27 protein-coding genes are annotated in these 24,531 nt (G+C 63.8%); 18 read left to right on the top strand and 9 right to left on the bottom strand.

Annotated features, from left to right (window positions below; genetic code table 11):
* The first annotated feature begins 25 nt into the window (after window positions 1–25).
* The gene (locus IVB28_RS23550; RefSeq protein WP_247529379.1) at window positions 26–700 is read left to right on the top strand and encodes a spermidine synthase; all 675 of its coding nucleotides are present in this window, start codon (window positions 26–28) and stop codon (window positions 698–700) included.
* 50 nt (window positions 701–750) lie between these two features.
* Here IVB28_RS23550 and IVB28_RS23545 read toward each other — a convergent pair whose 3' ends face one another.
* On the bottom strand, window positions 751–1,215 hold the full coding sequence (locus IVB28_RS23545; RefSeq protein ID WP_247529377.1) for a nuclear transport factor 2 family protein: 465 nt from the start codon (window positions 1,213–1,215) through the stop codon (window positions 751–753).
* Between the two features lie 119 nt (window positions 1,216–1,334).
* On the bottom strand, window positions 1,335–2,249 hold the full coding sequence (locus IVB28_RS23540) for an alpha/beta hydrolase (protein ID WP_247529375.1): 915 nt from the start codon (window positions 2,247–2,249) through the stop codon (window positions 1,335–1,337).
* Window positions 2,250–2,412: 163 nt separating this feature from the next.
* On the opposite strand from IVB28_RS23540, the gene IVB28_RS23535 reads away from it, so the two are divergent.
* The 16 genes from IVB28_RS23535 to IVB28_RS23460 all read left to right on the top strand — a co-directional run bounded on the left by IVB28_RS23535 (window position 2,413) and on the right by IVB28_RS23460 (window position 16,615).
* Window positions 2,413–2,793 (top strand): hypothetical protein, encoded by a 381-nt coding sequence (locus IVB28_RS23535; protein ID WP_247529373.1) that lies wholly within the window; start codon window positions 2,413–2,415, stop codon window positions 2,791–2,793.
* Window positions 2,790–3,872: an alpha/beta fold hydrolase gene (locus IVB28_RS23530; protein WP_247529372.1), complete on the top strand. Its 1,083-nt coding sequence runs from the start codon at window positions 2,790–2,792 to the stop codon at window positions 3,870–3,872. The genes IVB28_RS23535 and IVB28_RS23530 overlap by 4 nt, the downstream gene beginning before the upstream one ends.
* Window positions 3,869–4,462 carry a GNAT family N-acetyltransferase gene (locus IVB28_RS23525; protein ID WP_247529371.1) on the top strand — a complete coding sequence of 198 codons (594 nt, stop codon included), beginning with the start codon at window positions 3,869–3,871 and terminating at the stop codon, window positions 4,460–4,462. The genes IVB28_RS23530 and IVB28_RS23525 overlap by 4 nt, the downstream gene beginning before the upstream one ends.
* Before the next feature lie 203 nt (window positions 4,463–4,665).
* A complete protein-coding gene (locus IVB28_RS23520) occupies window positions 4,666–5,121 on the top strand; it encodes a phasin (protein WP_247529370.1) in 456 nt (151 codons plus the stop codon).
* A 132-nt stretch (window positions 5,122–5,253) separates the two neighbouring features.
* Window positions 5,254–6,540: a DUF445 domain-containing protein gene (locus IVB28_RS23515; protein ID WP_247529369.1), complete on the top strand. Its 1,287-nt coding sequence runs from the start codon at window positions 5,254–5,256 to the stop codon at window positions 6,538–6,540.
* Window positions 6,541–6,743: 203 nt separating this feature from the next.
* Window positions 6,744–7,514 carry an alpha/beta hydrolase gene (locus tag IVB28_RS23510; protein ID WP_247529368.1) on the top strand — a complete coding sequence of 257 codons (771 nt, stop codon included), beginning with the start codon at window positions 6,744–6,746 and terminating at the stop codon, window positions 7,512–7,514.
* Window positions 7,515–7,739: 225 nt separating this feature from the next.
* Window positions 7,740–8,606, top strand: a complete 867-nt coding sequence (paaX, locus tag IVB28_RS23505) for a phenylacetic acid degradation operon negative regulatory protein PaaX (protein WP_247529367.1) — start codon at window positions 7,740–7,742, stop codon at window positions 8,604–8,606.
* 76 nt (window positions 8,607–8,682) lie between these two features.
* Window positions 8,683–9,675 carry a 1,2-phenylacetyl-CoA epoxidase subunit PaaA gene (gene paaA / locus IVB28_RS23500; RefSeq protein ID WP_247529366.1) on the top strand — a complete coding sequence of 331 codons (993 nt, stop codon included), beginning with the start codon at window positions 8,683–8,685 and terminating at the stop codon, window positions 9,673–9,675.
* A 9-nt stretch (window positions 9,676–9,684) separates the two neighbouring features.
* Window positions 9,685–9,972: a 1,2-phenylacetyl-CoA epoxidase subunit PaaB gene (paaB, locus tag IVB28_RS23495; RefSeq protein WP_247529365.1), complete on the top strand. Its 288-nt coding sequence runs from the start codon at window positions 9,685–9,687 to the stop codon at window positions 9,970–9,972.
* A gap of 129 nt (window positions 9,973–10,101) precedes the next feature.
* Window positions 10,102–10,878, top strand: a complete 777-nt coding sequence (gene paaC / locus IVB28_RS23490) for a 1,2-phenylacetyl-CoA epoxidase subunit PaaC (RefSeq protein WP_247529364.1) — start codon at window positions 10,102–10,104, stop codon at window positions 10,876–10,878.
* Window positions 10,872–11,375 (top strand): 1,2-phenylacetyl-CoA epoxidase subunit PaaD, encoded by a 504-nt coding sequence (paaD, locus tag IVB28_RS23485; RefSeq protein WP_247529363.1) that lies wholly within the window; start codon window positions 10,872–10,874, stop codon window positions 11,373–11,375. The genes paaC and paaD overlap by 7 nt, the downstream gene beginning before the upstream one ends.
* A gap of 138 nt (window positions 11,376–11,513) precedes the next feature.
* A complete protein-coding gene (paaE, locus tag IVB28_RS23480) occupies window positions 11,514–12,596 on the top strand; it encodes a 1,2-phenylacetyl-CoA epoxidase subunit PaaE (RefSeq protein WP_247529362.1) in 1,083 nt (360 codons plus the stop codon).
* 55 nt (window positions 12,597–12,651) lie between these two features.
* Window positions 12,652–13,101, top strand: a complete 450-nt coding sequence (gene paaI / locus IVB28_RS23475) for a hydroxyphenylacetyl-CoA thioesterase PaaI (RefSeq protein WP_247529361.1) — start codon at window positions 12,652–12,654, stop codon at window positions 13,099–13,101.
* 46 nt (window positions 13,102–13,147) lie between these two features.
* Window positions 13,148–14,479, top strand: coding sequence for a phenylacetate--CoA ligase PaaK (gene paaK, locus IVB28_RS23470; RefSeq protein ID WP_247529360.1), 1,332 nt, complete (start codon window positions 13,148–13,150; stop codon window positions 14,477–14,479).
* Between the two features lie 70 nt (window positions 14,480–14,549).
* Window positions 14,550–15,554 (top strand): zinc-binding alcohol dehydrogenase family protein, encoded by a 1,005-nt coding sequence (locus IVB28_RS23465; protein WP_247529359.1) that lies wholly within the window; start codon window positions 14,550–14,552, stop codon window positions 15,552–15,554.
* A gap of 2 nt (window positions 15,555–15,556) precedes the next feature.
* Window positions 15,557–16,615: a YeeE/YedE family protein gene (locus tag IVB28_RS23460; protein ID WP_247529358.1), complete on the top strand. Its 1,059-nt coding sequence runs from the start codon at window positions 15,557–15,559 to the stop codon at window positions 16,613–16,615.
* A gap of 114 nt (window positions 16,616–16,729) precedes the next feature.
* Here the strand turns inward: IVB28_RS23460 and IVB28_RS23455 are convergent, their stop codons facing one another.
* The 5 genes from IVB28_RS23455 to IVB28_RS23435 form a co-directional block, all read right to left on the bottom strand.
* Window positions 16,730–17,953 (bottom strand): bifunctional alpha/beta hydrolase/OsmC family protein, encoded by a 1,224-nt coding sequence (locus IVB28_RS23455; protein WP_247529357.1) that lies wholly within the window; start codon window positions 17,951–17,953, stop codon window positions 16,730–16,732.
* 27 nt (window positions 17,954–17,980) lie between these two features.
* Window positions 17,981–18,646 carry a sulfite oxidase-like oxidoreductase gene (locus IVB28_RS23450; RefSeq protein WP_247529356.1) on the bottom strand — a complete coding sequence of 222 codons (666 nt, stop codon included), beginning with the start codon at window positions 18,644–18,646 and terminating at the stop codon, window positions 17,981–17,983.
* A 3-nt stretch (window positions 18,647–18,649) separates the two neighbouring features.
* Entirely contained in the window at window positions 18,650–19,972 is a 1,323-nt protein-coding gene (locus tag IVB28_RS23445) for an MFS transporter (protein WP_247529355.1), read from the bottom strand.
* Window positions 19,973–20,002: 30 nt separating this feature from the next.
* Window positions 20,003–21,223 (bottom strand): cytochrome P450, encoded by a 1,221-nt coding sequence (locus IVB28_RS23440; protein ID WP_247529354.1) that lies wholly within the window; start codon window positions 21,221–21,223, stop codon window positions 20,003–20,005.
* A 61-nt stretch (window positions 21,224–21,284) separates the two neighbouring features.
* On the bottom strand, window positions 21,285–21,494 hold the full coding sequence (locus tag IVB28_RS23435) for a ferredoxin (protein WP_015687579.1): 210 nt from the start codon (window positions 21,492–21,494) through the stop codon (window positions 21,285–21,287).
* Between the two features lie 154 nt (window positions 21,495–21,648).
* Between IVB28_RS23435 and IVB28_RS23430 the strand changes: the two genes are divergently transcribed.
* Window positions 21,649–22,296 (top strand): TetR/AcrR family transcriptional regulator, encoded by a 648-nt coding sequence (locus IVB28_RS23430; RefSeq protein ID WP_247529353.1) that lies wholly within the window; start codon window positions 21,649–21,651, stop codon window positions 22,294–22,296.
* Here IVB28_RS23430 and IVB28_RS23425 read toward each other — a convergent pair.
* Window positions 22,293–22,943 (bottom strand): aspartate/glutamate racemase family protein, encoded by a 651-nt coding sequence (locus IVB28_RS23425; protein WP_247529352.1) that lies wholly within the window; start codon window positions 22,941–22,943, stop codon window positions 22,293–22,295. The two genes, IVB28_RS23430 and IVB28_RS23425, sit on opposite strands and share 4 nt — an antisense overlap.
* Window positions 22,944–23,033: 90 nt before the next feature.
* Window positions 23,034–24,452 (bottom strand): amidase family protein, encoded by a 1,419-nt coding sequence (locus IVB28_RS23420; RefSeq protein ID WP_247529351.1) that lies wholly within the window; start codon window positions 24,450–24,452, stop codon window positions 23,034–23,036.
* Between the last annotated feature and the right edge of the window lie 79 nt (window positions 24,453–24,531).

Here is a 24,531-nt window from a genome sequence, read left to right as displayed (position 1 = left end):
TTTTCGATCGTGCTAAACGTCCCCCATGATTCCTTGGGAAAAAATCGATACCGCCAAAATCCCCGGCTCCGACGAAGAGCTCCGCCTGATGCGACGTGGCAGGGAGTTTTCCATCAAGCTCGGCACCAACGAGCTGATGAACAACCGCCTGTCAGGCTCGGAAGCCGCGCTCGCAACGCTCGCGGCGAAGCAGATCGAGAAGGTCGCGAAGCCCGTGGTCCTGATCGGCGGCCTCGGCATGGGCTTTACGCTGCGCGCGGCGCTGAAGGTGCTCGGAAGCAAGGCGAAGATCGTTGTCTCCGAGCTCGTCCCGTCTGTGGTCGCCTGGGCGCGAGGCCCGATGGCGGAGGTCTTTGGCGACAGTCTCGATGATGCCAGGGTGAGTATACGGGAAACCGATGTCGGCGAAATCATCCGGGCAAAGCGGTCGGCTTTCGACGCCATCCTCCTCGACGTCGACAACGGGCCGGAAGGGCTGACCCGGAAGGGCAATGATGCGCTCTACGATGCGAGCGGGCTAGCGGCGGCCAAGACGGCGCTGCGGCCAGGCGGCGTGCTCGCGGTCTGGTCGTCTGGGCCCAATCCGGCATTCACCGAACGCCTTGGCCGCGCCGGTTTCGAGGTCAATGAAGTCAACGTCCGCGCCACTGGAAGGGGCGGTGGCGCACGCCACGTGATCTGGATGGCACGGAAAGGCTAGGCAGCCTTCGGCCTGGATGCGCTGCGTTCCATCCGGGCTACGCTTCCGAGCTAGAACATCGTGTTGTTGTTCGCAGGGCTTTCTGCGATCGGCTGCACGACGTCCCAATGCTCGACGATCTTGCCGTTCTCCAGCTTGAAGATGTCGACAATCGCATTGCCGCGGCTGCCAGGCTCGCGAACTGCGTGAACGTGCAGGATGACGAAGTCGCCATCCACCAAGCTGCGCTTGATCTCGCTGCGCGAGTTCGGAAACTTTTCGCGCAGGAAGCCGATGAACTTTCGAAAACCCTCCGCGCCATCGGCCGCGTTCGGATTGTGCTGGACGTAGCGGTCGCCGACATGGGCGAGGGCCGCATCAGCATCCTTCTGGTTGAGCCCCTTCTCGTAGAAGTCGAGCACGGTTTTGCGATTGGATTCCTCTTGCGCGCTACCGGCTATCGCGGCACCATTGGCGAGCGAGAGCACGAGAATTGCAGCAACGATCGTTGTGCCTGGCCGGACCATGGAATGCATGTGAGCTCCCAGAGGCCGCAGCCTCTTTGCGATTGGTGAGTGCCTGTATAGCTTCCGTGCCGGCCTTCGTTAAGAGAGTAACCGGCTGCTCACATAGTCACCGCAAGGAGACCGGCGGTCTACGCCGCCTGCGCCGCCGCGCCATGCGCGTGCTTGTCGATCGCGGCTATGATCTCCGGCCAGAATCGCATCGGCAGCGCGTGGCCCATGCCTTCGATCATCAGGAGCTTGGCGCCCGGAATCGACTCTGCCGTGTCCTTGCCGCCCTCGGGACGGACCAGGGGATCGACGGTGCCGTGGATCACCAGCGTCGGCGCCTTGACGGCATGCAGCCGTTCCTTGCGGCTGCCGGAGGCGAGCACGGCGCGGAGCTGCCGGCCGACGCCTGCCGGATTGAGCCCGCGCGCGAACACGCGTTCGGCGCGACCAGGATCGAGCGCTTCCTCCTCGGGAAAATGTCCGGCGCGCAGCACCTTCCAGGTCTGGCCGTAACGGACCATGAACTCCTCCTTGCTGCGCGGCGGCGGCGCCATCAGCATCGCGGCGGCCTCGCGTGACGGGGGCGGGATGCGCGGATTGCCCGTCGTCGACATGATAGAGGTCAGCGAGCGCACGCGCTCGGGAAACGACAGCGTCACCTCCTGCGCGATCATGCCGCCCATGGACGCCCCGACCAGATGCGCCGACTTGATGCCGAGCGCGTCCATCAGCCCGACTGTGTCCTTGGCCATGTCGATCAGTCTATAGGTCGCGGCGACGGGAATTCTGAGGAAGCGCAGCTTCAACAGCTCGAGCGGCGTCAACCGTTTGCCGCCCGCCAGATGGCTCGACTTGCCGATGTCGCGATTGTCGAAGCGGATCACGCGGAAGCCGCGCGCGGCAAGCTGCTCGCAGAACGCATCGTCCCAGTGGATCATCTGCGCCCCGAGACCCATGATCAGCAGCAGCGGTTCCGCATTGTCGTTGCCGAAGATCTGGTAGCAAATGTCGATGCCATTGGCGCGGACGGTCTGGGGCGGCTGATGGGTGGTCACGGGCGTTCCCTTGGCTTTTGATGATCGTGTATCGCACGGTTTCACGCCGTAAAGAAGCCGTGTGCGCCGCACTGTGCGACCTGCCGGTTGACCGGCACCGCGCAACGGTGTGGTATGGCCGGTAAAGAAGGGCATCGCAGCTCTCGATTTCAGGAGGACGCCGATGACCGACAAGACCAACGACCCCGTTGCCATGTGGCAGAAGATGATCGGCGAGATGGAGAAGGGGTTCAACTCTTTCGCCAATCAGGCCATGTCTTCGCCCGAGTTTTCACAGGCGATGAACCGTGCGGGCGGAGCTGCCGCAGGTGCTCAGAAGCAGCTGGGCGAGCTCATGGAGAAATACCTCGTCAGCATGAATCTGCCTAGCCGGGAGCAGGTCACAGGCCTTGCTGAACGGCTCCAGTCCATCGAAGCCCAGATCGGCGAGATGAAGTCGATGCTGAGCCAGATCGCGGCAGGTTCGGGGATCTCGCAAGGCTTCGACGGCGCGCCGCGGCCGCCACGGACGAAGCGTCCGCCCTCGGAAGGAGAGCAGACATGAACGCGCCGACGGGACTCGATTTCGCATCCATCCCGGAGCGCATCCAGTCCGAGGTGCAGCGTGCGATCCAGCGCAGCATCAAGGGCGTCGAATATTTCTCGACCTCGGGCCCTTCGCTCGGCTCGACGCCGAAAGACGTGCTGCATTCGCGCGGCACCATGAATCTCTATCACTACCGGCCGATGTCGGACGAGATTTACCGTGTGCCGGTTCTGATCGTGATGGCCACCACCAATCGCGGCTACATTCTCGACCTCGTTCCTGGCCAGAGCTTCATCGAATTCCTGCTCAAGCGGGGTTACGACGTCTACATGCTGGACTGGAGCGCGCCGAGACCGGAGGAGAAGAGCCTGCGGATGGAGGACTATGTCCTAGACTTCGTTCCGGACTGCGTCCGCCGGGTGCAGCAGGATTCCGGCGAGCAGGACGTTTCCGTCATCGGCTATTGCTTCGGTGGTGTGCTGTCGCTGCTGTACGGCTCGATCCACCAGGACGGGCCGATGAAGAACCTGATCTGCTTCACCACGCCGATCGACTTCCGCGAGATGAAGCTGTTCTCGAATTTCTCGGATCGCCGCTATTTCGATGTCGACCGTCTCGTCGACAGCATCGGCAATGTGCCGCCGGAGATGATCTTGTCCTCCTTCGAGATGTTGCGCCCGGCCTCGCGCACGGTGAGCCAGATCCAGCTCTGGGAAAACATCTGGAACGACGAGTTCGTCAAGTCGTACCGCATGTTCGACCGCTGGGCGACCGACACGCTGCCGCTGGCAGGAGAATATTTCCGCACTATCACCAAGGACCTGATGTGGGACAACAAGCTGTTCAACGACACCATGTCGGTGGGCGGCCGCGCCGCGAAGCTTGAGAATATCAAGGTGCCGATCCTGCATGCGGTCGCTGAGCACGATCACATCGTGCCGTATGAGGCCGCCAAGCACCTCATTGCGAAGATTGGATCTGCAGACAAGGAAGAGGTGATGCTGAAAGGCGGTCACGTTTCGCTCGTCGCGGGCGCCAACGCCGTGAAGCGGCTATGGCCAAAACTGGATTCCTGGCTGGGAAAGAGATCGACATGAGCGAACAGCGTTCCTATCCGCGCCACGTCAAGACCGACGCCGGCGATATCGAGATTCGCCTGATGGCGCCCGCGGATGAAGCCGCGGTGCTCGCGTTCGGCAAGGGCCTGCCGACGCACGATTTGTTGTTTCTGCCGCGCAACATCAGCGAGCCGAAGGTGCTGTCGGCCTGGGTCAAGGAGATCGAGCGTGGTGCGATCACGAGCCTGCTTGCAGTCAGGGACGGCAAGGTCGTCGGCTGCGGCACACTGGTGCGCGATCCCTATTCCTGGTCACCCCATGTCGGCGAGATCAGGATGGTGGTCTCGCTCGATGTGCGCGGGAAGGGGGTGGGGCGGGCGCTCTCGCAGGAGACCTTTGCGCTCGCGCTCGGGGCCGGCCTGGAAAAGCTCTCGGTCCAGATGACGGTCGACCAGCAGGCGGCGATCGCCGTGTTCGAGAGCCTCGGCTTCAAGGCCGAAGCGCTGCTGCGGGACCACGTTCGGGACGTCGATGGCAAGACCCATGACATCGTCGTGCTCGGGCACAACATCGCGCAGGTCCGGGCCCAGATGGAGGCCTACGGGCTGCCAAGCGCGGTGCAGCACTAGGTAGGGCCGGCTCATCCGGTTGGGAACCTGCCTGGCGGAGGTACCAGATTGCCTCCCGGTAAGGCTGTTCACGATTTCGTGATATCGCAATGCAATATGAATATTGCATCGCACCATTAACCGTGCCATATAGATGGGGCCCCGGGCCAAATGCGGACGGGGTGAGCCCATAGCTCAAAGCAACGAGGATGGAGAGAACCCCAATGACCACCGAAACCAACACCGCTTTCGAAGGCTTCAAGGACGCATTCAAGAACATCCAGAACCTGGAAGTTCCCGAGGCCGCCCGCGAGTTCGTCAAGAAGTCCGCCAACACCGCCAAGGACCGTGCTGCCGAGGTGTTCGCTGGCTCCGAGCGCGTGACCGCCGCCGTCGAGAACGCAGTGACCGAGTCCGTCACTGAAGCAGGCAAGATCAGCCGCAACATCCAGCAGGCGATCTACGACGACGCCCAGGCGTTCTTCGCCGGTATCGACAAGCTCGCCTCCGCCAAGTCGTTCAGCGAGGCCGTCGAGATCCAGTCGGGCCTGCTCCGCTCGCGCGGCGAAGTGTTCGTCTCGCGCGCCAAGGCGACCGCCGACTATTTCGGCAAGCTCGCCGCCAACGGCGCGCAGTCCGCGCAGGACAATTTCGCCAAGGTCTACACCAAGACCGCCTGATCTGGCGCCCCGAGCAAACCGAAATTTGAGGCCCGCTTCGGCGGGCCTTTGTTTTGTGTTGTCGTCATCATTGCCGTCATTCCGGGTTCGGTCCTGCGGACCGCCCCGGAATGACGTAGTCTCCGGTTCACCATGAACGCACCCGCCACCTTCTCCTTCGACAGCCCCGGTGACGCCGAGCGCGCGGCCGAGCTTCGCCGCGTCAAGGTGCTGGCGACGCTGGTGCTGGCGTCGACGCTTGCGCTCTTCATCGTTGCGAAGATCCTTCTGAACGTGCATCCCATCTTCGGCTTCATTGCCGCGTTCGCGGAAGCCGCGACCATCGGGGGACTAGCCGACTGGTATGCAGTGGTTGCACTGTTCAAGCGGCCGCTCGGCCTGCCGATCCCGCACACCGCCATCATCCAGAGCAACCAGGCCCGGATCGCCGACAAGCTCGGCGAATTCATCCAGGTGCATTTTCTCGAGGCGGGTCCGGTCGAGGCCAAGCTGAAGGAGATCGATTTCGGCTCTTTCGTTGCCGACTGGCTGCGCGATCGCAAGCGCAGCGACGATCTTGCACGCTTTGCGCTGCGTCTGCTGCCGGATGCCGTCTCCGCCACGGAAAGCTCGGGCCTGATGACCTTCATCATCCGCCGCATGTCCTCGCAGCTCCAGTCGATCGATTTGGCGCCGCTCGCCGCCGGTACGCTGCGCGGCTTCGTCGCGGAGGGTCGACACCAGATCCTGTTCGACGATCTCCTGCGCGTGATGCACGAGACGATGAACCAGCAAGAGACGATGGCGATGATCCGCGACAAGGTGCGCGCGGAGCTGCCGACCTTGCTCAGGCTCTATCGCGCCGACAAGTTTCTGGTGAACAAGATCGTGGCGTCTGCCACGGCGTTCTTCAATGAGGTGCGCAGCGATCCCAAACATCCGTTCCGCGGCGAGTTCGATCGCATGGTGCTGAGCTTCGTCGACCGGCTCGGCAGCGATCAGGCCTATATCGACCGCATCGATGGACTGAAACGCGATCTATTGGCGCGGCCCGAGCTTGCCGATCTCGCCCGCACGGTGTGGGCCAACACGCGCTCTTTCATCGAGCGCAGTGCGAGCGGCGAGACGCAGGTGCTGCAGCATCATCTCGCCGGCATGTTCGTCGCCGCGGGCGAGGCGCTCGCCGGCGATGCCGAGTTGCGCGGTGAGATCAACAAGGGTCTTGTCGCAGTGCTGCGTAGCTTCGTCGACGACCAGAAAAGCGGCGTTTCGATCTTCATCTCCGACCAGGTCAAGGCGTGGGACATGGCGCAGCTGATTTCGCTCATCGAAATCAACATCGGGCGCGACCTGCAATACATCCGCTTCAACGGTTCGCTGATCGGCGGCCTCGCCGGGCTCGCGCTCTACTCCGTAGAATTCCTGCTCCGATTACTGTGACTTTTGCGTCACGGCCGTTACCATTAACGCGGGGGCCTATTGTCGCCCCGCATCTCTCCCGCTTGAATGTCGGGAACCGGCCGCCTAGCTGATTCATGTTGCGTTGCGGAACGATCCAGAAGCCGGTGTGTTGGATTTCAAATCCTTTTTTGCCGGCGTCACGGCCGGTGGCCCTTTCAGCAATTCTTCCCAGGGGACTATTGATGACCGCTACTGCCCAGACGCTGCGTCCGCCGTCCCGTACTCTGATGTTCCTTGAAGGGCGCGCGATCCACGAGTTCGGCGCATTTCTCGGCGCGCTGCCGCTCCTGAGCCTCGCGCCGCGCGGCGACGGGCATCCGGTGCTGGTGCTGCCGGGCCTCGTGGCCTCCGACACCTCCACGGGCGCGCTGCGAACCTTTCTAAGGAGCAAGGGCTATGCGGTGGCTGGTTGGCGCCAGGGGCGCAACTACGGCCTGCGGCCCGGCGTGCAGGATGCCATGCTCGATCTGATCCGGGAGCTCAACGACACCCACGGCCGCAAGATCAGCCTGGTAGGTTGGAGCCTCGGTGGCATCTATGCGCGCCAGCTTGCAAAGATGGTTCCGAATAGCGTTCGTCAGGTGATTACGCTCGGAAGCCCGTTTGCGGGCGATCCGCGCTCGACCAACGCCTGGCGCGTCTATGAATGGGCGAGCGGGCGCAAGTCCGACGAGGTTGATCCGCAGTTCGGCGGCGAGCTGGCCGCTCCGCCGCCGGTGCCGACCACCGCCATCTTCAGCCGCACCGACGGCGTCTGCGCCTGGCAGGGCTGCATGGAGAAGGCGGGCGTGCAGACCGAGAGCATCGAGGTCGAGAGCAGCCATTGCGGCATGGGCCATCATCCCGCTGTGGTCTACGCGGTTGCCGACCGCCTCGCGCAGAAGGAAGGCCAGTGGCGTCCTTTCGACCGCAGCGGCTGGCGCAGCGTGGTCTATCCGGATCCGCATCGGTAGATGGGCCCTGCATGATACTCCTGGCGATGCGAAGCATCATCCGGAGACGCGCGGCTTTGCTGCGCTCCTCACCATGAGGGTTGAAACCAATCGATGCCGCACGGAAGAGATCAGGCCTCATGCTGAGAAGGCGCAAAGCGCCGTCTCAAAGGATCGAGCTCTGCTCTAGTCAATGGTCGCTCCCGTCCATTGTCGCGCCCGCACCAAACGCGCTATGGCTCGGGTATGGCGCATTCGCTCTCCCGCATCATCGACCAGCTCAAGCGCGAGCCGTCGCGCACCGGCTCCATCGTCATAACTGTGTTCGGCGATGCCATCGTGCCGCGCGGCGGCTCCGTGTGGCTGGGTACGCTGCTGGAGTTCTTCGAAGGCCTCGATATCGACAGCGGCGTTGTCCGCACCGCGATGTCTCGTCTTGCCGCCGACGGCTGGCTGACGCGCGAGAAGGTCGGTCGCAATAGTTTTTATCGGTTGGCCGACAAGGGCCGACAAACTTTCGAGGCTGCGACGCGCCATATCTACGATCCGCCGCCATCCGACTGGACCGGGCGCTTCGAACTGCTGCTGATCGGCAATGGAGAGGACCGTGACGCCTCGCGCGAAGCGCTGCGCAATGCGGGTTTCGGCAGTCCGTTGCCTGGCGTCTGGGTCGCACCGTCAGGCGTGCCGGTGCCCGATGAAGCCTCGGGCGCGATCCGTCTCGAGGTCTCGGCGGAAGACGACAGCGGACGTCGTCTGCTCAGCGCGAGCTGGCCGCTGGACCGCACGGCCGACGCCTATTTGAAATTCATGAAGACGTTCGAGCCGCTCCGCGCCGCGATCGGGCGCGGCACGGATCTGTCCGAGGCCGACGCCTTCACCGCGCGCATCCTGCTGATCCACTACTACCGCCGCGTCGTGCTGCGCGATCCGCTGCTGCCGGAGAGCCTGCTGCCGGGGGACTGGCCGGGCAGGGCGGCACGGAAGCTCTGCGGCGAAATTTATCGCGCGCTGCTCGCTCCATCGGAACAATGGCTTGATGAACGTGGAGCCAACGAGAAGGGGGCGTTGCCGCCGGCGCGAAACCTCCTGGAAAGGCGGTTCGGGGCTTGAAGGTCATGTTACAGAAATATCTTGCATGATGAAATTTTCGTTATATATTGCCGTCCAATAAAATGGGAGGACGCGCATGTACACCCAGGCGCTGAATGTGGCCGAGGCTGACGATCGCGGTCTTGAGGACGCGGCCAGGGCTGCGCAATTCCAGGCCCGCATCGATGCCGAGGAGCGCATCGAGCCGAACGACTGGATGCCGGGGGCCTATCGCAAGACGCTGACCCGCCAGATCTCCCAGCACGCCCATTCCGAAATTGTCGGCATGCTGCCCGAAGGCAACTGGATCACGCGCGCGCCGACCCTGCGCCGCAAGGCCGCGCTGCTCGCCAAGGTGCAGGACGAGTGCGGCCACGGCCTTTATCTCTACGCAGCCGCCGAGACGCTCGGTACCTCGCGCGAAGAGCTGGTCGATGCCATGCTCGCCGGCAAGGCGAAATATTCGTCGATCTTCAATTATCCGACGCTGACCTGGGCCGACATCGGCACCATCGGCTGGCTGGTCGATGGCGCCGCGATCATGAACCAGATCCCGCTGTGCCGTTGCTCCTATGGACCCTATGCGCGCGCGATGATCCGCGTCTGCAAGGAGGAATCGTTCCACCAGCGCCAGGGCTACGAGATCATGCTGACGCTGTGCCGCGGCTCGGACGAGCAGAAGGCGATGGCGCAGGACGCGCTGAATAGGTGGTGGTGGCCGGTGCTGATGATGTTCGGCCCCCCCGATGCCACGAGCCAGCACAGTGACACCTCCGCGAAGTGGAAGATCAAGCGCTTCTCAAATGACGAGCTCCGTCAGAAGTTCGTCGATGCCACGGTGCCGCAGGCGCAATATCTCGGCCTTACCATTCCCGATCCCGACATGATTCAGGATGCGGACGGGCACTGGCGCCACAGCGAGATCGACTGGACAGAATTCAAACAGGTGCTCGCGGGCAACGGGCCCTGCAATCGCGACCGCCTGGCCGCGCGGCGCAAGGCACATGAAGAGGGCGCCTGGGTGCGCCAGGCGGCAGCTGCCTACGCGGCAAAGCGTGCGCAGCGCCAGACCGCGCAAGCCGCGGAATAGGGGGCAGGATTGACAACGCCGAACACACCGCTATGGGAAGTCTTCATTCGCAGCCGCAACGGGCTCGCGCACAAGCATGTGGGGTCGCTGCATGCCAGCGATGTCACCATGGCCCTGCAAGCCGCCCGCGACATCTACACCCGTCGCGGCGAGGGCCTGTCGATCTGGGTCGTGCCGTCCACCGCGATCACCGCGAGCGATCCCGCCGACAAGGGCATGATGTTCGAGCCGGCGGAATCGAAGATCTACCGGCATCCGACTTTCTACGAGGTGCCCGAGGAAGTGGGACACATGTAGCGCTCTCTCCCCTCATGGTGAGGAGCGCGAAGCGCGTCTCGAACCATGACGGCCCGTAACCCTGCGGCCATCCTTCGAGACCGCGCTGTGCGCCTCCTCGGGATGAAGGTCGGAACAAGTGGATAGAACATGCCGGTCGCCAACATCCAGGTCTCCGAAACGCCGCTGGTGCTCTATGCACTGCGCCGCGCCGACGATGCGCTAATCCTAGGCCATCGGCTGTCGGAATGGTGCGGCCACGCGCCGATGCTGGAAGAGGACATGGCGCTCTCCAACATCGCGCTCGACCTCATCGGCCAGGCGCGCGAGCTCTACTCCTACGCCGCCAAGGCCGAAGGCAAGGAGAATGACGAGGACAAGCTCGCTTATTTGCGGGACGTCAGGCAGTACCGCAACCTGTTGCTGGTCGAGCAGCCCAACGGTGATTTTGCGCAGACGCTGGTGCGACAGTTCTTCTATTCCGCGTTTGCCGACCTTTATTGGCGCGCGATGATGACCTCGCGCGACACGACGCTTGCCGCGATCGCGGCCAAGTCGGAGAAGGAGAGCGCTTATCACCTGCGCCATGCCTCGGAATGGATCATCCGGCTCGGCGACGGCACCGATGAGAGCCACGCCCGCGCGCAAGCCGCAATCGATCAACTCTGGGCCTTCACCGGCGAGATGTTTGATGTGGACGAAGGCGAGCGCGCCCTGATCCACGCCGGTATTGCCATCGATCCCGGCACCTTGCGCGGGCCCTGGCTGCAGACGGTTTCCGATATCGTCGGTCAGGCGACGCTGGTGTTGCCGCAGAACGACTGGATGCAGCAGGGCGGCCGCTTGGGTCGGCACAGCGAACATCTCGGCCATCTCCTGTCCGAGCTGCAATCGATGCAACGCACATTTCCGGGGCTGACATGGTGACGGTGCTCCAGCCCGACAGCGAGCTGCGCCAGCGCGCCTGGGATGCCGCGGCGAGCGTGGTCGACCCGGAGATCCCGGTCTTGACGATCGCCGATCTCGGCGTGCTGCGCGAGGTTGCGCTCGATGGCGATCATGTCGAGGTCGCGATCACGCCGACCTATTCCGGCTGTCCGGCGATGAACATGATCGCGCTGGAAATCGAGCTGGCGCTGGAGCGCGCAGGCTTCCACCGTCCCAAGGTCCGTACCGTGCTGTCGCCCGCCTGGACCACCGACTGGATGAGCGAGGAGGGCCGCCAAAAGCTGCGCGCCTATGGCATTGCACCGCCGCAAGCTTCAAGCTCGCGCCGCGAGCTGTTCGGTGCGCAGGCCATGGCGTGCCCGCAATGCGGCTCCGAGAACACCGAGCTGCTCTCCGAATTCGGCTCGACCTCCTGCAAGGCGCTGTGGCGCTGCAAGTCCTGCCGCGAACCTTTCGACTATTTCAAGTGCCATTGAGCTGGATCAGATGCCAACCTTTCCGTCATTGCGAGCGCAGCGAAGCAATCCAGAGTGCCTCCGCGGTTACGGTCTGGATCGCTTCGTCGCAAGAGCTCCTCGCTGCGACGGCGGTGAGACCAACGCAGGTGACCCCTAATGTCAGCCGCCGCACCACGCTTCCATCGCCTGGCCGTCGCCGATCTCCGCCGCGAGGCGGCCGACGCCGTCTCGATGACCTTCGCCATCCCCGGCGAACTCGCCCGCGACTACGCCTTCACGCCCGGCCAGTACCTGACGCTCCGCACTACGCTGGACGGAGAAGAGGTGCGCCGGTCCTATTCAATCTGCTCCGGCCCTGACGACGGCGAGATCCGCATCGCAGTGAAGAAGGTTGACGGCGGCGCGTTTTCGAACTGGGCAGCCGAAGATCTCAAATGTGGCGACGAGCTCGACGTGATGACGCCGACGGGCCGCTTCGGCTTGGTCGCGCCGGCACAAAGCGCGCGTGTTCATGTCGGCTTCGCTGCGGGCTCGGGTATTACCCCGATCCTGTCCATCGTGAAGGCCGTGCTCGCGCGCGAGCCGGACAGCCGTTTCTTCCTGTTCTACGGCAACCGCACCACCGACAACATCATGTTCCTCGAAGCGCTCGAAGAGCTGAAGGACCGCTTCATCGATCGCCTCTCGATCTTCCACGTCATCTCCGGCGAGGAGCAGGACATCCCGATCCTCCATGGCCGGCTCAACGGCGACAAGGTGAGGGTGCTGTTGCGCTCGCTGGTGCCGGCGGGAAGCGTCGATCATGTCTACATTTGCGGGCCTCTTGGCATGAGCGAAGACATCGAGAAGACTTGCCGCGAACTCGGTATCGTGCAGGAACGCATTCACGTGGAGCGCTTCGTCTCCGAGTTCGGCGGCAAGCCGCGGCCGAAGAAACTGGTGGCTCCCGACGCGCCGCCGAAGGCGATCGCTTCGCTGATCATCGACGGCAAGCGCCGTGACGTCCCTGTTGCCGAGGACGAGGCGATCCTCGATGCCGCGTTGCGTGCCGGCGTCGATCTGCCGTTCGCCTGCAAGGGCGGCATGTGCTCGACCTGCCGCGCCAAGCTGGTCGAAGGGGACGCGCCGATGGACATCAATTATTCGCTGGAGCCGTGGGAGCTGAAGGCTGGGTTCGTGCTGACCTGCCAGGCGAAACCGTCGTCGGAGCGCGTCGTAGTCGATTACGACCACGTTTGACAGGTTTGGCGGAGCAGCAGAACATCGTGTGCAAGCATTTCGCCGGGAGAAGCCCGTGAACTTGAAAGCCGCCCTGTCGCCTGAGGATATGGCCCGCGCCTGCGCCGAGGCGATGTGGGCGGAGGACGATGCCTCCAAGGGGCTCGGCATGGAGATCGTCGAAATCGGTCCGGGCTTCGCCACGCTGGCAATGATGGTGCGGCCGGACATGGTCAATGGCCAGCGCATCGCCCATGGCGGCTTCATTTTCACGCTCGCCGATTCCGCTTTCGCCTTTGCCTGCAATTCGCACAACGACCGCGTCGTTGCTGCACAGGGACAGATCACCTTCATCAAGCCCGGCAAATTTGGGGATCGCCTCGTTGCGAAGGCACGTGAGATCAAACGCGGGGGGCGTTCCGGCATCTATGACGTGCGTGTCACCGCGGGCGATACTGTTATCGCGGAATTCCGTGGGCATTCGCGTGTCATTCCCGGCACGTGGCTGCCGACGCAGGACCAATAAGAGACCAATCAAGAAAAGAACAAATCAATGTTGTGGGGAAGCGAGGATGGCTTTGACGAGGCTCGAGCAAGGTGGCAGCTCCTATAGCGCCGAGATGGACGCGCAGGAGCGCGCCTCGCGCGATGAGATCATGGCGCTGCAGAAGCAGCGGCTGGCCTGGTCGCTGAAGCATGCCTATGACAACGTCGCACATTATCGCAAGGCCTTCGACGAGGCCGGCGTACATCCGTCCGACTTTCGCGAGCTATCCGATCTCGCGAAATTCCCGTTCACGGTAAAGACGGACCTGCGCGACAATTATCCCTTCAACATGTTCGCTGTGCCGCGCGAAAAGCTTGTGCGCGTGCACGCCTCCTCCGGTACGACGGGCAAGCCGATCGTGGTGGGGTATACGCAAGCCGATATTGATACCTGGTCGGAGGTGATGGCGCGCTCGATCCGCGCCGCCGGCGGCCGCACCGGCATGATCATCCACAATGCCTATGGCTACGGCCTCTTCACCGGCGGGCTCGGTGTCCACTACGGCGCCGAGAAGCTCGGTTGCACGGTGGTGCCGATCTCCGGCGGCATGACCGAGCGGCAGGTGCAGCTCATCAACGACTTCCGGCCTGATATCATTACGGTGACGCCGAGCTACATGCTGGCGATCCTGGACGAGTTCAAGCGCCAGAGGCTCGATCCGCGCCAGTGCTCGCTCAAAGTCGGCATCTTCGGCGCCGAGCCCTGGACCAACGCGATGCGCGGCGAGATCGAGGACGCCTTCGACATGGACGCGACCGACATCTATGGTCTCTCCGAGGTGATCGGCCCCGGCGTCGCGCAGGAGTGCATCGAGACCAAGGACGGCCTGCACGTATGGGAGGATCATTTCTACCCCGAAGTGATCGACCCCCAGACCGGCGCGGTGCTTCCCGATGGCGAGAAGGGCGAATTGGTGTTCACCTCGCTCACCAAGGAAGCGTTCCCGGTGATCCGCTATCGCACCCGTGACCTGACGCGGCTGTTGCCGGGAACGGCGCGCCCCGGCATGCGGCGCATGGAGAAGGTGACGGGCCGCTCGGACGACATGATCATCCTGCGCGGGGTCAACCTGTTCCCGACCCAGATCGAGGAGGTGCTGCTCGCGACCGATTGGTGCGGCGGCCATTTCATTCTGGAGCTGACCCGCGAAGGCCGCATGGACGAGTTGACCATCATCGCCGAGGCGAGGCCGGAAAGCTGGGACGGCCGGGGGCTTGTCGATCATGCGGATCGCGTCTCGACCCACATCAAGAATACCATCGGCATCAGCTCGAAGGTGCGGATTGTCGCGCCGGCCACGCTGGAACGCTCGCTCGGCAAGGCCAAACGCCTCTACGACAAGCGGCCCAAGGACTGACTTGACGGATGACGGATTGACTAGATCCGCCCCAAAGGCGACAAGGCCTGCGAGAAATCGCGGGTCTTTTATGTCGCCAGCCGATACCAAAACTATCGAAGCGCGCTGCGTGCGCCTGAATGTCAAAGCCGAAAACGCGGCTGCGCTTGCGCCGCTGATTGAGTTTCAGACGCTCACGCGCGGCCCGAACGATCTCCTGATCGAGGTGAAGGCTGCCGCCGTCAACCCATCCGACGTCAAGGCTGCGACCGGGCTGATGCCCTATGCCGTGTTCCCGCGCACCCCGGGCCGCGACTATTCCGGCGTAGTGCTCGAGGGGCCAGCCGGCACGATTGGCCGCGAAGTGTTCGGCTCCTCCGGTGATCTCGGCATCCGCCGCGACGGCACCCATGCCAGCCATCTCGTGGTCGAGGCCGATGCCGTCGTTGAGAAGCCGAAGGAGGTCTCGTGGGAGGAGGCGGCCGGGATCGGCGTTCCCTTCGTCACGGCCATGGAAGGCTATCGCCGTGCCGGTGTACCGAAGCACGGCGAGACCGTGTTGGTATTCGGTGTCAACGGCAAGGTCGGCCAGGCTGCGGTGCAGATCGCGACCTGGCAGGGCGCACGCGTGATCGGCGTTGTGCGCAAGGCGGAAGCTTACGAAGGCCACGCCAACGCACCGGTCGAAATGATCGACGCCTCCGCGACGGACGTTGCCGCGCGCGTGCGCGAAGTGACCGGCGGCAAGGGCGCCGACGTCGTCTTCAACACGGTGGGCGATCCCTATTTCCAGGCGGCGCACAAGTCGCTCGCATTGCGTGGTCGCCAGATCCTGATTGCCGCGATCGACCGCATCGTGCAGTTCAACATTCTGGAGTTCTACCGCGGACAGCACAGCTATGTCGGCATCGACACGCTGGGTCTGTCCTCGGCCGCAACTGGCGCGGTGCTTCGTGATCTCGGCCCTGGCTTTGCCAGCGGCCAGCTGAAACCGTTTCCGATCAAGCCGAGCGCCGTCTATCCGCTGGAGCGAGCAAAGGAGGCCTACGTCGCCGTTGCCGGCTCCTCGCGCGATCGGGTGATCCTGAAGCCTTGATCATGGAAGCGTCCGCACAATTCGTCATCCTCGCCGGCCTTGCCATCGGTCTCGTCTACGGCGCCATCGGCCTGCTCAGCGGTTTTTGCTTGATGAGCAGCATGCGTGGCTGGCTGGCCGATGGGGACGGGCGGTTGGTGCGGACCTATGCGCTGGCGATCGCGGTTGCGATCGCCGCAAGCCAAATCCTCGCCGGCAACGGTATGGTCGATCTCGGCAAGACGATCTACCTGCAACAGACCTTCTCGGTGCCGGTGCTGTTCCTCGGCGGCCTGCTGTTCGGGTACGGCATGGTGCTGTCGAACGGCTGCGGCTCGCGCGCGCTGGTGCTGCTCGGGCGCGGCAATCTCCGCTCCTTCGTGGTCGTGCTCGTGCTCGCTACCGCCGCGCAGATGACGCTCAAGGGCCTGATCGCGCCGGCGCGCATCGCGCTGGTTCAGGCCTCGCAAACCACCGTCAGCATCAATTCGCTGCCGTCATTGCTGGCGGCGTTCGGTCTCGCCGAACCTCTCTCGCGCGCGCTGGCTGCGGCTGTGGTCGCCGCTGCGCTGGTCCTGTTTGCCTTGGCGCATCCCGGGTTCCGCCGCTCGCCGGGCCAGATTGCAGCGGGCGTCATCGTCGGTCTCCTCGTCGCCAGCGGCTGGTTCGTGACCGGCTATCTCGGCGCCGACGACTTCAATCCCGTCGCGGTTACTTCGCTCACCTTCGTCGCGCCGATCGCGGATAGCCTGCAATACGCCATGCTCTCGACCGGCCTGACGCTGAACTTCGGCATTGCGACGGTGGCCGGCGTCTTCGCCGGTAGCCTCGCGACGGCGCTGGCCACGGGCCGTTTCAAGCTTGAAGGCTATTCGTCGCCCCGCCACATGCTGCGTTCAGCCGGTGGCGCCGCGCTGATGGGGATTGGCGGCGTGATGGCGTTCGGCTGTTCGATCGGGCAGGGGCTTACCGGCATTTCGACACTCGCACTGGGCTCGTTCGTCGCGGTCGCAGGTATCCTGCTCGGCACGACAGCAGGCTTGCGTGGCGCGCTGCGCGTTCAGCCGCTCGCGGCGGCCTGACCGCGCAAGTGCCTAAAGCATGATCCGGGAAAGTGCGCAGAGGTTTTCCCGAAAAGATCATGCTTAAACAACAACCTAAGGCGCGATGGCGATTCATCCTAATCGCATCGCGCTTTAGTCGGCCGCCTTCGTCACGATCCGGATCTCCGACGTCAGTGTCCGGTGCACCGGGCATTTGTCCGCGATCTCCATCAGCTTCTTGCGCTGTTCGGCATCGAGCGTGCCGTCGATCGTGATGTCGCGCTCGATCTGGTCGAGCATGCCCTCGCGTGTGTCGCACTCCGCGCAGTCCTTGGCGTAGATCTTGGAGTGTTTCAGAGTGACGGTGACGCGCTCGAGCGGCAGCGACTTGCGGTCGGCGTAGAGGCGCATGGTCATGGAAGTGCAGGCCCCTAAGCCGGCGAGCAAGAAATCATAGGGCCCGGGGCCGGCATCCTCCCCGCCCGCGGCGACCGGTTCGTCCGCCACGAGACGATGTGGTCCGACGGTGATGATCTGGTTGAACTTGCTGGTGCGGGTCTCCTGCACCACGACCTGACGCAGTGCCTCGGGAAGATCCATCGCCTTCGCGGGCTTTGCGGTGTCGACGTAGCGGCTCACCCAGGCCGCGATCACGTCGGCCGCATAGAGCGCATCGGCGGGCTTGGTGAGCAGATGATCGGCGTGGTCCAGCGAGACGAAGCTCTTGGGGTGTCTGGCGGCAACGAAGATCTTGGTCGCATTGTCGATACCGACGGTGTCATCGACCGGCGAGTGCATCACCAGCAGCGCCTTGTGCAGACCGCTGATATCGGTCATCAGCTCGTGCTCGGCGATGTCGTCGAGGAATTCGCGCCTGATCCGGAACTGGCGTCCAGCAAGCGAGACCTCGACCTCGCCCTGCGTGCGGATGTTGTCGATATGCTCCTTGAAGAGGCCGGTCACGTGCGCCGGGTCGGAGGGGGCCGCGATGGTCGCGAGTGCCCTGGCTTCCGGGATATTTCCAGCTGCAGCGAGGATCGCTGCGCCGCCGAGGCTGTGGCCGATCAGGACGGACGGCGCCTTGCGGACGCTGCGCAGATGATCGGCGGCGTGGACGAGATCGGCGACGTTGGAAGAAAACGTCGAATTGGCGAAATCGCCTTCGCTCGAGCCGAGCCCGGTGAAGTCGAAGCGCAGCACCGCGATGCCCTTGGCTGCGAGCGCGACCGCGATGCGCTTGGCCGCGAGCGCATCCTTGCCGCAGGTGAAGCAGTGCGCAAACAGCGCGTAGGCCGCGGGCTCGCCGTCCGGCAGCTCCAGCGCGGCCGCAAGCTGGTGACCGCCTTCGCCGGTGAATTGAAAGCGCTCCGTCGGCATGGGCTTCCCCGCTTTCTTGCTTCAATCCTAATCGTCTGAATAGCGCTGCTCGGCCCAGGGATCGCCGCGGTTATGATAGCCGCGGACTTCCCAAAAGCCCGGCGCCTCCTCGGTCCGGAATTCGATGGCCTGGAGCCATTTCGCGCTCTTCCAGAAATACAGATGCGGCACGACCAGCCGCACCGGGCCGCCATGCTCCTCCGTCAGCGGCTGGCCGGACCAGCTATGGGCGAGCAGCGCATCCTCGGCGGCGAAATCTTCCAGCGCGAGGTTGGTGGTGTAGCCGTCATGGGAATGCAGCGTCACGAAGCGTGCATCCTCGCGGGGCTGGCAGGCCGCGAGCAGCTCGCGCGTGGCGAGACCTTCCCACTCATTGTCGTAGCGCGACCAGGTGGTGACGCAATGGATGTCGGAGGTAAACCGGGCCTGCTTCTGCGCAGCGAACTCCGCAAAGGTCCAGAACACGGGAGTCTCGATCGCACCGTAGACGTCGAGCCGCCAGCGTTCGCGCGACACCGGCGGAACGACGCCGAGATCGAGCACCGGCCAATCCCTGGTGAGGTGCTGGCCGGGCGGCAGTCTTTGGTCCTTCGGCCGGGTGATCTTTCCTGTGAGAAAGCGGCCCTCGCGCGCCCATTTTTCCTTGGTGCGTGTCAGTTTGCTGTCGGATGGCGTCTCGTTGTCATCAGCCATGGTCTACTCGTGCCGATGCATTGCGGAGGCATGCTTGGTGTCTCGCATGGTGGAATAGATGATCAGCGACAGGCAGATGATGCCGGCAAGGTAGAAGTAGAACCATTCCTCGTGCCCGATGCTCTTGAAATAGAGCGCGATCGCTGGCGCCGTGCCGCCGAAGATCGACACCGTAATGGCATAGGGCAGGCCGACGCCGAGCGCGCGGACATTGGTCGGGAACAGCTCGGCCTTCACCACGGCGTTGATCGAGGTGTAGCCGGCGACGAACAGCCAGGCGCAGCAGATCAGGATGAACGCCACGAAGGGCGACTTGGTCTCTTTCAGGGTCATCAATAACGGCACGGTCGCGAGCGTACCGGCGACACCGAAGAAGATCAGAAGCGGCTTGCGTCCGATCTTGTCGGAAATCGCGCCGTAGATCGGCTGGAGGATGGTCGCGAAAATCAACGTGCCGAAGATCACGAAAGTGGTCTGGTCCTCGGTCAGCCCGACCGAAAGCTTGACGAACGTCTGCATGTAGGTGGTGAAGGTGTAGAACGCGGCGGTGCCGCCGGCGGTGAGGCCGACCACCAGCAGCAGCTCGCGCGGATAACGCAGCAAATTCCTGATCGAACCGGTCGGCTTCACCACCTTCTTGGCTTCCTCGAATGCCTCCGTCTCGTGCAGGCCGCGCCGCATCACCGCGGCAAAGATCGCGAGCGCCGCGCCGATCGCGAAGGGGATACGCCAACCCCAGGCCTTCAGCTCCTCGGGAGTGAGGAAGACCTTTTGCAGGAGCAGCAGCACGATGATCGCGGTGAGCTGGCCGCCGATCAGGGTGACGTATTGAAAGCTCGAATAGAAGCCGCGGTGCTTGGGATCGGCGACCTCGCTAAGATAGGTGGCGCTGGCGCCATATTCGCCGCCGAGGCTCAGGCCCTCGATGACGCGGGCAAGCGCGAGGATGACCGGCGCTGCGAATCCGATCGTGGCATAGGTCGGCGTCAGCGCGATGATCAGTGAACCAAAGCACATGAAGACGACGGACAGGGTCAGCGAGATTCGCCGTCCGAAATGGTCGGCGAGATAGCCGAAGAACCATCCGCCCAAGGGCCGCATCAGGAACGTCGCCGCGAAGACGACGGCGACGTTCAATTGCTGGACGACGGGGTCGTTGCCGGGGAAGAAGGCCGGAGCGAAATAAAGCGCGAAGGCCGTGTAGGCGTAGAAATCGTACCACTCGACCAGATTGCCGATCGAGCCGATGAAGATCGCCTTGATCCGGCGCTTGGCATCGGCGATGTCGATGTTGTCCGAGGCTGGTTGGGTTGCTTGCTCAGTCACGTCCCGCCTCTCCGCTGTCTTGGGAAAGGCTTACATCGCCTTTCCCAGCAAAAATGGCAACTGGCGCGGGCCTCGCACGGTGCCCTGCGACCAGGTCACCGTGCCTGCCGGATCGAGGGCGAAGTCTGGAATGCGCTTCAGCCATTCCTCCAGCGCAACCTGCATTTCCATGCGCGCCAGGTTGGAACCGACGCAGCGGTGGATGCCGAGGCCAAACGCGGCGTGGCGGTTTTCGCGGCGGTCAATCACGACTTTGTCAGCATCCGGAAACATCTTGGGATCGCGGTTTGCGGCTGGGAACGACAGCAGCACCATGTTGCCCGCCTTGACCGGACAGCCCGAGATCGTCGTCTCCTTGACCACCTCGCGGGCCATCGTCACCGGCGAATAGGCGCGCAGCAGCTCCTCGACCGCGGTCGGAATCAGTGCGGGCTCGGCGATCAGCCGCTCGCGATCGGCCGGTGTCTTCGCAAGATGCCAGAGCGAGGAACCGATCGCGCTCCAGGTGGTGTCGATGCCGGCGATCAGAAGCAGACGCAGCGAGCCGAGGACGTGGGAGTCTTCGAGCGGGTGGCCCTCCTTGTCCCTGGCATTCATCAGGTAGGAGATGAGATCGTCGGTCGGCTTGTTCTTGCGCTCCTCGATATGCGCGCTGAAATAGGCGCTCATCTCATGCACGGCCTCGAGCAGCTTGCTTTCGTCCTTGATGCCGAGCTCGAGGATCATGTGGATCCAGTTGATGAAGAGATCGCTGTCGCTTTCGGGGATGCCCAGCATATGCGCGATGGCGCGAACCGGAATGTATTTGCTGTAGCGCGCTGCGGCGTCGACCTTGCCATCGGCGAGAAAGCCGTCGATCAGCTCGTTGCAGATCGCGCGCATCCGCGGTTCCAGCTTCTTCATCGCGTCCGGCGTGAACGGCGGCAGCAGGAGCTGCTTGGCCGGCTTGTGCACGGGCGGGTCGGAGGTGATCGGAGGGGCGGCGTTCCTGGCGACCTCCGGCCGCACGTCGCGGACGATGATGCGGCGCGAGGAGAAGTGCTCGGTGTCGTTGGCAATCTCGCGCACCGCCTCATAGGTCGTCGGCATGTAGCAGCCGAGGAAGCGCTCGGTGTGCACGACCGGGCTCGCGGCGCGCAGCTCGTCCCAGATCGGGAAGGGATCCTCCGTCCACTGCGGATCGGTGTGGTCGAAATCGTTGATCCAGTCGGTAACGGGCGGATGAGCGACAGGCTGGTTGACGTCGGACATATCAGGGAGAATCCTCGAACTGGTGGTCGAATCGCGCAGGCGGGCACACGGGAAGCCCGCGCTACTCCTCGATCACGTCGATTGCGATTTCCGGGCAATTGGATTTGGCAAGCCAGGCCTTGTCTTCAAGTCCGGGCGGGACGATGCCGTCGCCCGCTTCGTGCGCGTTGCCGTATTCGTCGAGCTCGAACAGTTCGGGCGCGAGAGCCTTGCAACGCGCGTGGCCCTGGCATTTGTCGGGATCGACGTGAACCCTCAATCGCTCTGTCATGGCGGCTTCCTCGGTCGTATGCACGCGGCTGGAGGGCGGCGCGTTCCTCTCGCCAACGTTGTCGGCGGCATTCGCCGCTTCTTTCTAAGTTATATGCTATTACATTCGGGACAGGCTTCCCCTGTCAAGCGCAAACTTATAGGCTAGGCACAACATGCGCTCCCAACTCGCTCGCAAGCCCGAGAACACCTACCACCATGGCGATCTCCGCGCCGCGCTGATCAAGGCCGCGCTGCGCGAGGCGGAGCAGGGCGGCGCCGAGGCGATCAGTATCAAGGCGCTGGCCAAGCAGCTCGGCGTCTCTCAGCCGGCACCATATCGGCACTTTGCCGATCGAGAGGCGCTGCTTGCCGCGGTGACGGCGGAAGCGTTCCGGCAGCTCAGCGCGATCCTGCGCGAGGCGATGGCTGGGACGTCGAGGCAATCGAAGCTGTCGCGGCTGGCGCAGATTACCCTCGATTTCGGTCTGCGCCGCAATGGCATCTACCGACTGATGTTCGCGTCGCGCACCGTCTCGTGCGCGGCCAAGGGCAGCGAGCTGCACGAGGCCACGCGCGAGACCTTTTCGCTCGTCATCGAAGCCCTGGAAGCGCCTGCGGTCGGCTATTTGCGCGAACGGCAAGCGCTCAAGATCTGGGCGGCGCTGCATGGCGTCGTGATGCTGGCGGAGCAGGGCCTGTTCACCGGCGAGGCCGCCCATGCCACGCGCGAGGAGCTGGTCGAGGATTTCGTCAGCGAAACGAAAGCCGCGCTCGCGGCCGCGATCAAGGGCGCTCGGCGTCGAAAGACAACCGGCCCTTAAGCCTTCAACCCCAACAACGCCATCAATTTGTCGACGGCACTGTCAGGCGTGGTCACGACGGGACGACCGGTCATTTCTGCGACCAGCGGTGCCGTCGCTGCGATGCTGAACTGCGCCAGCGCGATGACATCGCAGTCGCACAGGTCCTTCGACGCTTCAGCGATCAATCGGTCATGCGTGGCGCGGTCGCCGCGGTCGAGCGCCGCCAGCGCGCCCTCGGCGAGCTTCGGCACCACCTGGACCGAAGCCGGAAACTGCGGCGGCATCGAGGCCAGTGTCGGCGGGAAGGTGGAAAGCAGGCCGATGCGCCTGCCCATTGTCACCGCGCGCTCGATCATCGCTTCGTTCGGCTTCAGCACAGGCATTGGCGCATGCGCGCGGGCGACCGCTTCGATACAGGGGCCGAAGGCCGAGCAGGTGAACAGGATCCCGTTCGCTCCGGTCGCCGCCGCATAATCGCCGAGCGCCAGGAAGCGCTCGGTCATGGCATCGTTGAGCTGGCCGTTGCGGGCCAGATCCGCCGACAGGCTGTCGTCGAGCAGGTTCATCAGCCGCGCCTCCGGCCACGCCTTGGCAAACGCGGCCTCGATCGGGGCAATGGAGTGCTTGAGCGCGTGGATGAGGGTGATGCGAGGGGGTGTCGTCATTGGACGTGATTACCTGGCAGGTCTCGTGCCCCGGCTCTGCAGCGTACTGCCGAAGGGGCGCTGCGCCGCGTCCGGGGCACGAGAGAGGAGCTACTTCTTCACCTTCGGATCGATCGGCGTAGTCCCGCGCAGGCCCAAAATATCCTCCAGCACCTTCGCGCCCGCGAGCACGTTTGCGTCGCCTCGCGGTGCGCCGACGACCTGCACGCCGACCGGCAGGCCCGACGCCGTGAAGCCGCACGGCAGCGACAGCGAGGGGCAGCAGGCCAGCGTGATGGCGTAGACGATGCCGAGCCATTCGACGTAATTCTCGAACCTCTTGCCGGCGCATTCGGCGACATAGCGGTGTTCGATCGGGAAGGGCGGCACGATCGTGGTCGGTGTCAGCAGCAAATCGTAGGTCTTGAAGAACTCGACCGCCCGGGCGGTCATGCCGACGCGCTGGGCCTCGGCGCGCTCGAGCCGCTCCACCGTGAGCTTAAGGCCTTCCTCGATGTTCCAGATCACCTCGGGCTTGAGCAGGTCGCGCTTGGTGCGCAGCAGATTTGCCTTGGTGATCGCGAAATCGAAGGCGCGCAGAACGTGGAAGCATTCATGCGCCTCGCGCCAGTCCGGATGCGCCTCCTCGACGATGGCACCAGCCTCGGCAAAGCGTTCCGCCGCCTTGCGAGTGATCGCCTTCACTTCGGGATCGATAGGCGTGATGCCGAGATCGGGTGAATAGGCAATGCGCTTCGGCTTCTTGCCCATCTGAGCCGCCGACAGGAACGACGTCACGGGGGCGGGCAGCGACAGCGGATCGTCCGCGTAGTCGCCGCTCATGGCATCGAGCAGCAGCGCGAGATCCTCGACGTTGCGCGCCATCGGGCCGACCACGCCGAGATTGCGATCGATACCGGCTTTTGGGGTATGTGCGACGCGGCCGATGCTCGGGCGCATGCCGACAACGCCGCAGAATGCGGCGGGGCTGCGCAAGGACCCGCCCATGTCGGAGCCCTGCGCGAGCCAGGCCATGCCGGTCGCGAGCGCTACCGCGGCGCCACCGGAGGAGCCTGCCGCCGATTTCGAAATATCCCAGGGATTGAGGGTTGCGCCGAACACCTCGTTGAAAGTGTTGGCGCCAGCGCCGAATTCCGGCGTGTTGGATTTTGCGTAGACGAGCGCGCCATTGGCCTCGAGATTCTCGACCATGAGGTCGGACTTGGCGGGGATGTTGTTCTTGAAGATCGGCGAGCCCTGGGTGTTCAGCACGCCCGCAACGTCGGTCAGATCCTTGATCGGAACCGGCAGGCCCGCGAGCAGCCCCCGCGCGCCGGCCGGCTTCCGCATCAAGGCCTTCGCGTTGTCTCGCGCGCGATCGAAACAGAGTGTCGGCAGCGCATTGACCTTGCCGTCGACCTCACTGATGCGCTTCTCCAGCGCATCGAGGAGCTCGAGTGGCGAGACATCGCCAGACCGCAGCTTGTCGACGACGGTGCATGCGCTTTCGCGGATCAGGTCTTGAGACAATTATTCACTCCTGTGCTTAATCGGTCGTCGTTGCGAGCGTAGCGAAGCAATCCAGCGTCTGTCCGCGGGAGGCATTTCG

The sequence above is a fragment of the Bradyrhizobium sp. 199 genome, assembly GCF_023073355.1.
Classification (GTDB): domain Bacteria; phylum Pseudomonadota; class Alphaproteobacteria; order Rhizobiales; family Xanthobacteraceae; genus Bradyrhizobium.
The sequence above is the reverse complement of the archived record's forward strand: the minus strand, read 5'-3'. Positions and strand labels throughout refer to the sequence as shown.

Excerpts from the sequence above, each read along its gene's own strand:
- IVB28_RS23510 (WP_247529368.1), top strand. The coding sequence starts at position 6,744 with ATGACCGCTACTGCCCAGACGCTGCGTCCGCCGTCCCGTACTCTGATG.
- IVB28_RS23530 (WP_247529372.1), top strand. The coding sequence starts at position 2,790 with ATGAACGCGCCGACGGGACTCGATTTCGCATCCATCCCGGAGCGCATC.
- IVB28_RS23425 (WP_247529352.1), bottom strand. The coding sequence starts at position 22,943 with ATGACGACACCCCCTCGCATCACCCTCATCCACGCGCTCAAGCACTCC.
- IVB28_RS23465 (WP_247529359.1), top strand. The coding sequence starts at position 14,550 with ATGTCGCCAGCCGATACCAAAACTATCGAAGCGCGCTGCGTGCGCCTG.
- IVB28_RS23455 (WP_247529357.1), bottom strand. The coding sequence starts at position 17,953 with ATGCCGACGGAGCGCTTTCAATTCACCGGCGAAGGCGGTCACCAGCTT.
- IVB28_RS23430 (WP_247529353.1), top strand. The coding sequence starts at position 21,649 with ATGCGCTCCCAACTCGCTCGCAAGCCCGAGAACACCTACCACCATGGC.
- IVB28_RS23535 (WP_247529373.1), top strand. The coding sequence starts at position 2,413 with ATGACCGACAAGACCAACGACCCCGTTGCCATGTGGCAGAAGATGATC.
- paaX (WP_247529367.1), top strand. The coding sequence starts at position 7,740 with ATGGCGCATTCGCTCTCCCGCATCATCGACCAGCTCAAGCGCGAGCCG.
- IVB28_RS23450 (WP_247529356.1), bottom strand. The coding sequence starts at position 18,646 with ATGGCTGATGACAACGAGACGCCATCCGACAGCAAACTGACACGCACC.
- IVB28_RS23545 (WP_247529377.1), bottom strand. The coding sequence starts at position 1,215 with ATGCATTCCATGGTCCGGCCAGGCACAACGATCGTTGCTGCAATTCTC.
- paaK (WP_247529360.1), top strand. The coding sequence starts at position 13,148 with ATGGCTTTGACGAGGCTCGAGCAAGGTGGCAGCTCCTATAGCGCCGAG.
- IVB28_RS23520 (WP_247529370.1), top strand. The coding sequence starts at position 4,666 with ATGACCACCGAAACCAACACCGCTTTCGAAGGCTTCAAGGACGCATTC.
- paaC (WP_247529364.1), top strand. The coding sequence starts at position 10,102 with ATGCCGGTCGCCAACATCCAGGTCTCCGAAACGCCGCTGGTGCTCTAT.
- IVB28_RS23550 (WP_247529379.1), top strand. The coding sequence starts at position 26 with ATGATTCCTTGGGAAAAAATCGATACCGCCAAAATCCCCGGCTCCGAC.
- IVB28_RS23515 (WP_247529369.1), top strand. The coding sequence starts at position 5,254 with ATGAACGCACCCGCCACCTTCTCCTTCGACAGCCCCGGTGACGCCGAG.
- IVB28_RS23460 (WP_247529358.1), top strand. The coding sequence starts at position 15,557 with ATGGAAGCGTCCGCACAATTCGTCATCCTCGCCGGCCTTGCCATCGGT.
- IVB28_RS23525 (WP_247529371.1), top strand. The coding sequence starts at position 3,869 with ATGAGCGAACAGCGTTCCTATCCGCGCCACGTCAAGACCGACGCCGGC.
- paaD (WP_247529363.1), top strand. The coding sequence starts at position 10,872 with ATGGTGACGGTGCTCCAGCCCGACAGCGAGCTGCGCCAGCGCGCCTGG.
- paaA (WP_247529366.1), top strand. The coding sequence starts at position 8,683 with ATGTACACCCAGGCGCTGAATGTGGCCGAGGCTGACGATCGCGGTCTT.
- IVB28_RS23435 (WP_015687579.1), bottom strand. The coding sequence starts at position 21,494 with ATGACAGAGCGATTGAGGGTTCACGTCGATCCCGACAAATGCCAGGGC.
- paaE (WP_247529362.1), top strand. The coding sequence starts at position 11,514 with ATGTCAGCCGCCGCACCACGCTTCCATCGCCTGGCCGTCGCCGATCTC.
- IVB28_RS23440 (WP_247529354.1), bottom strand. The coding sequence starts at position 21,223 with ATGTCCGACGTCAACCAGCCTGTCGCTCATCCGCCCGTTACCGACTGG.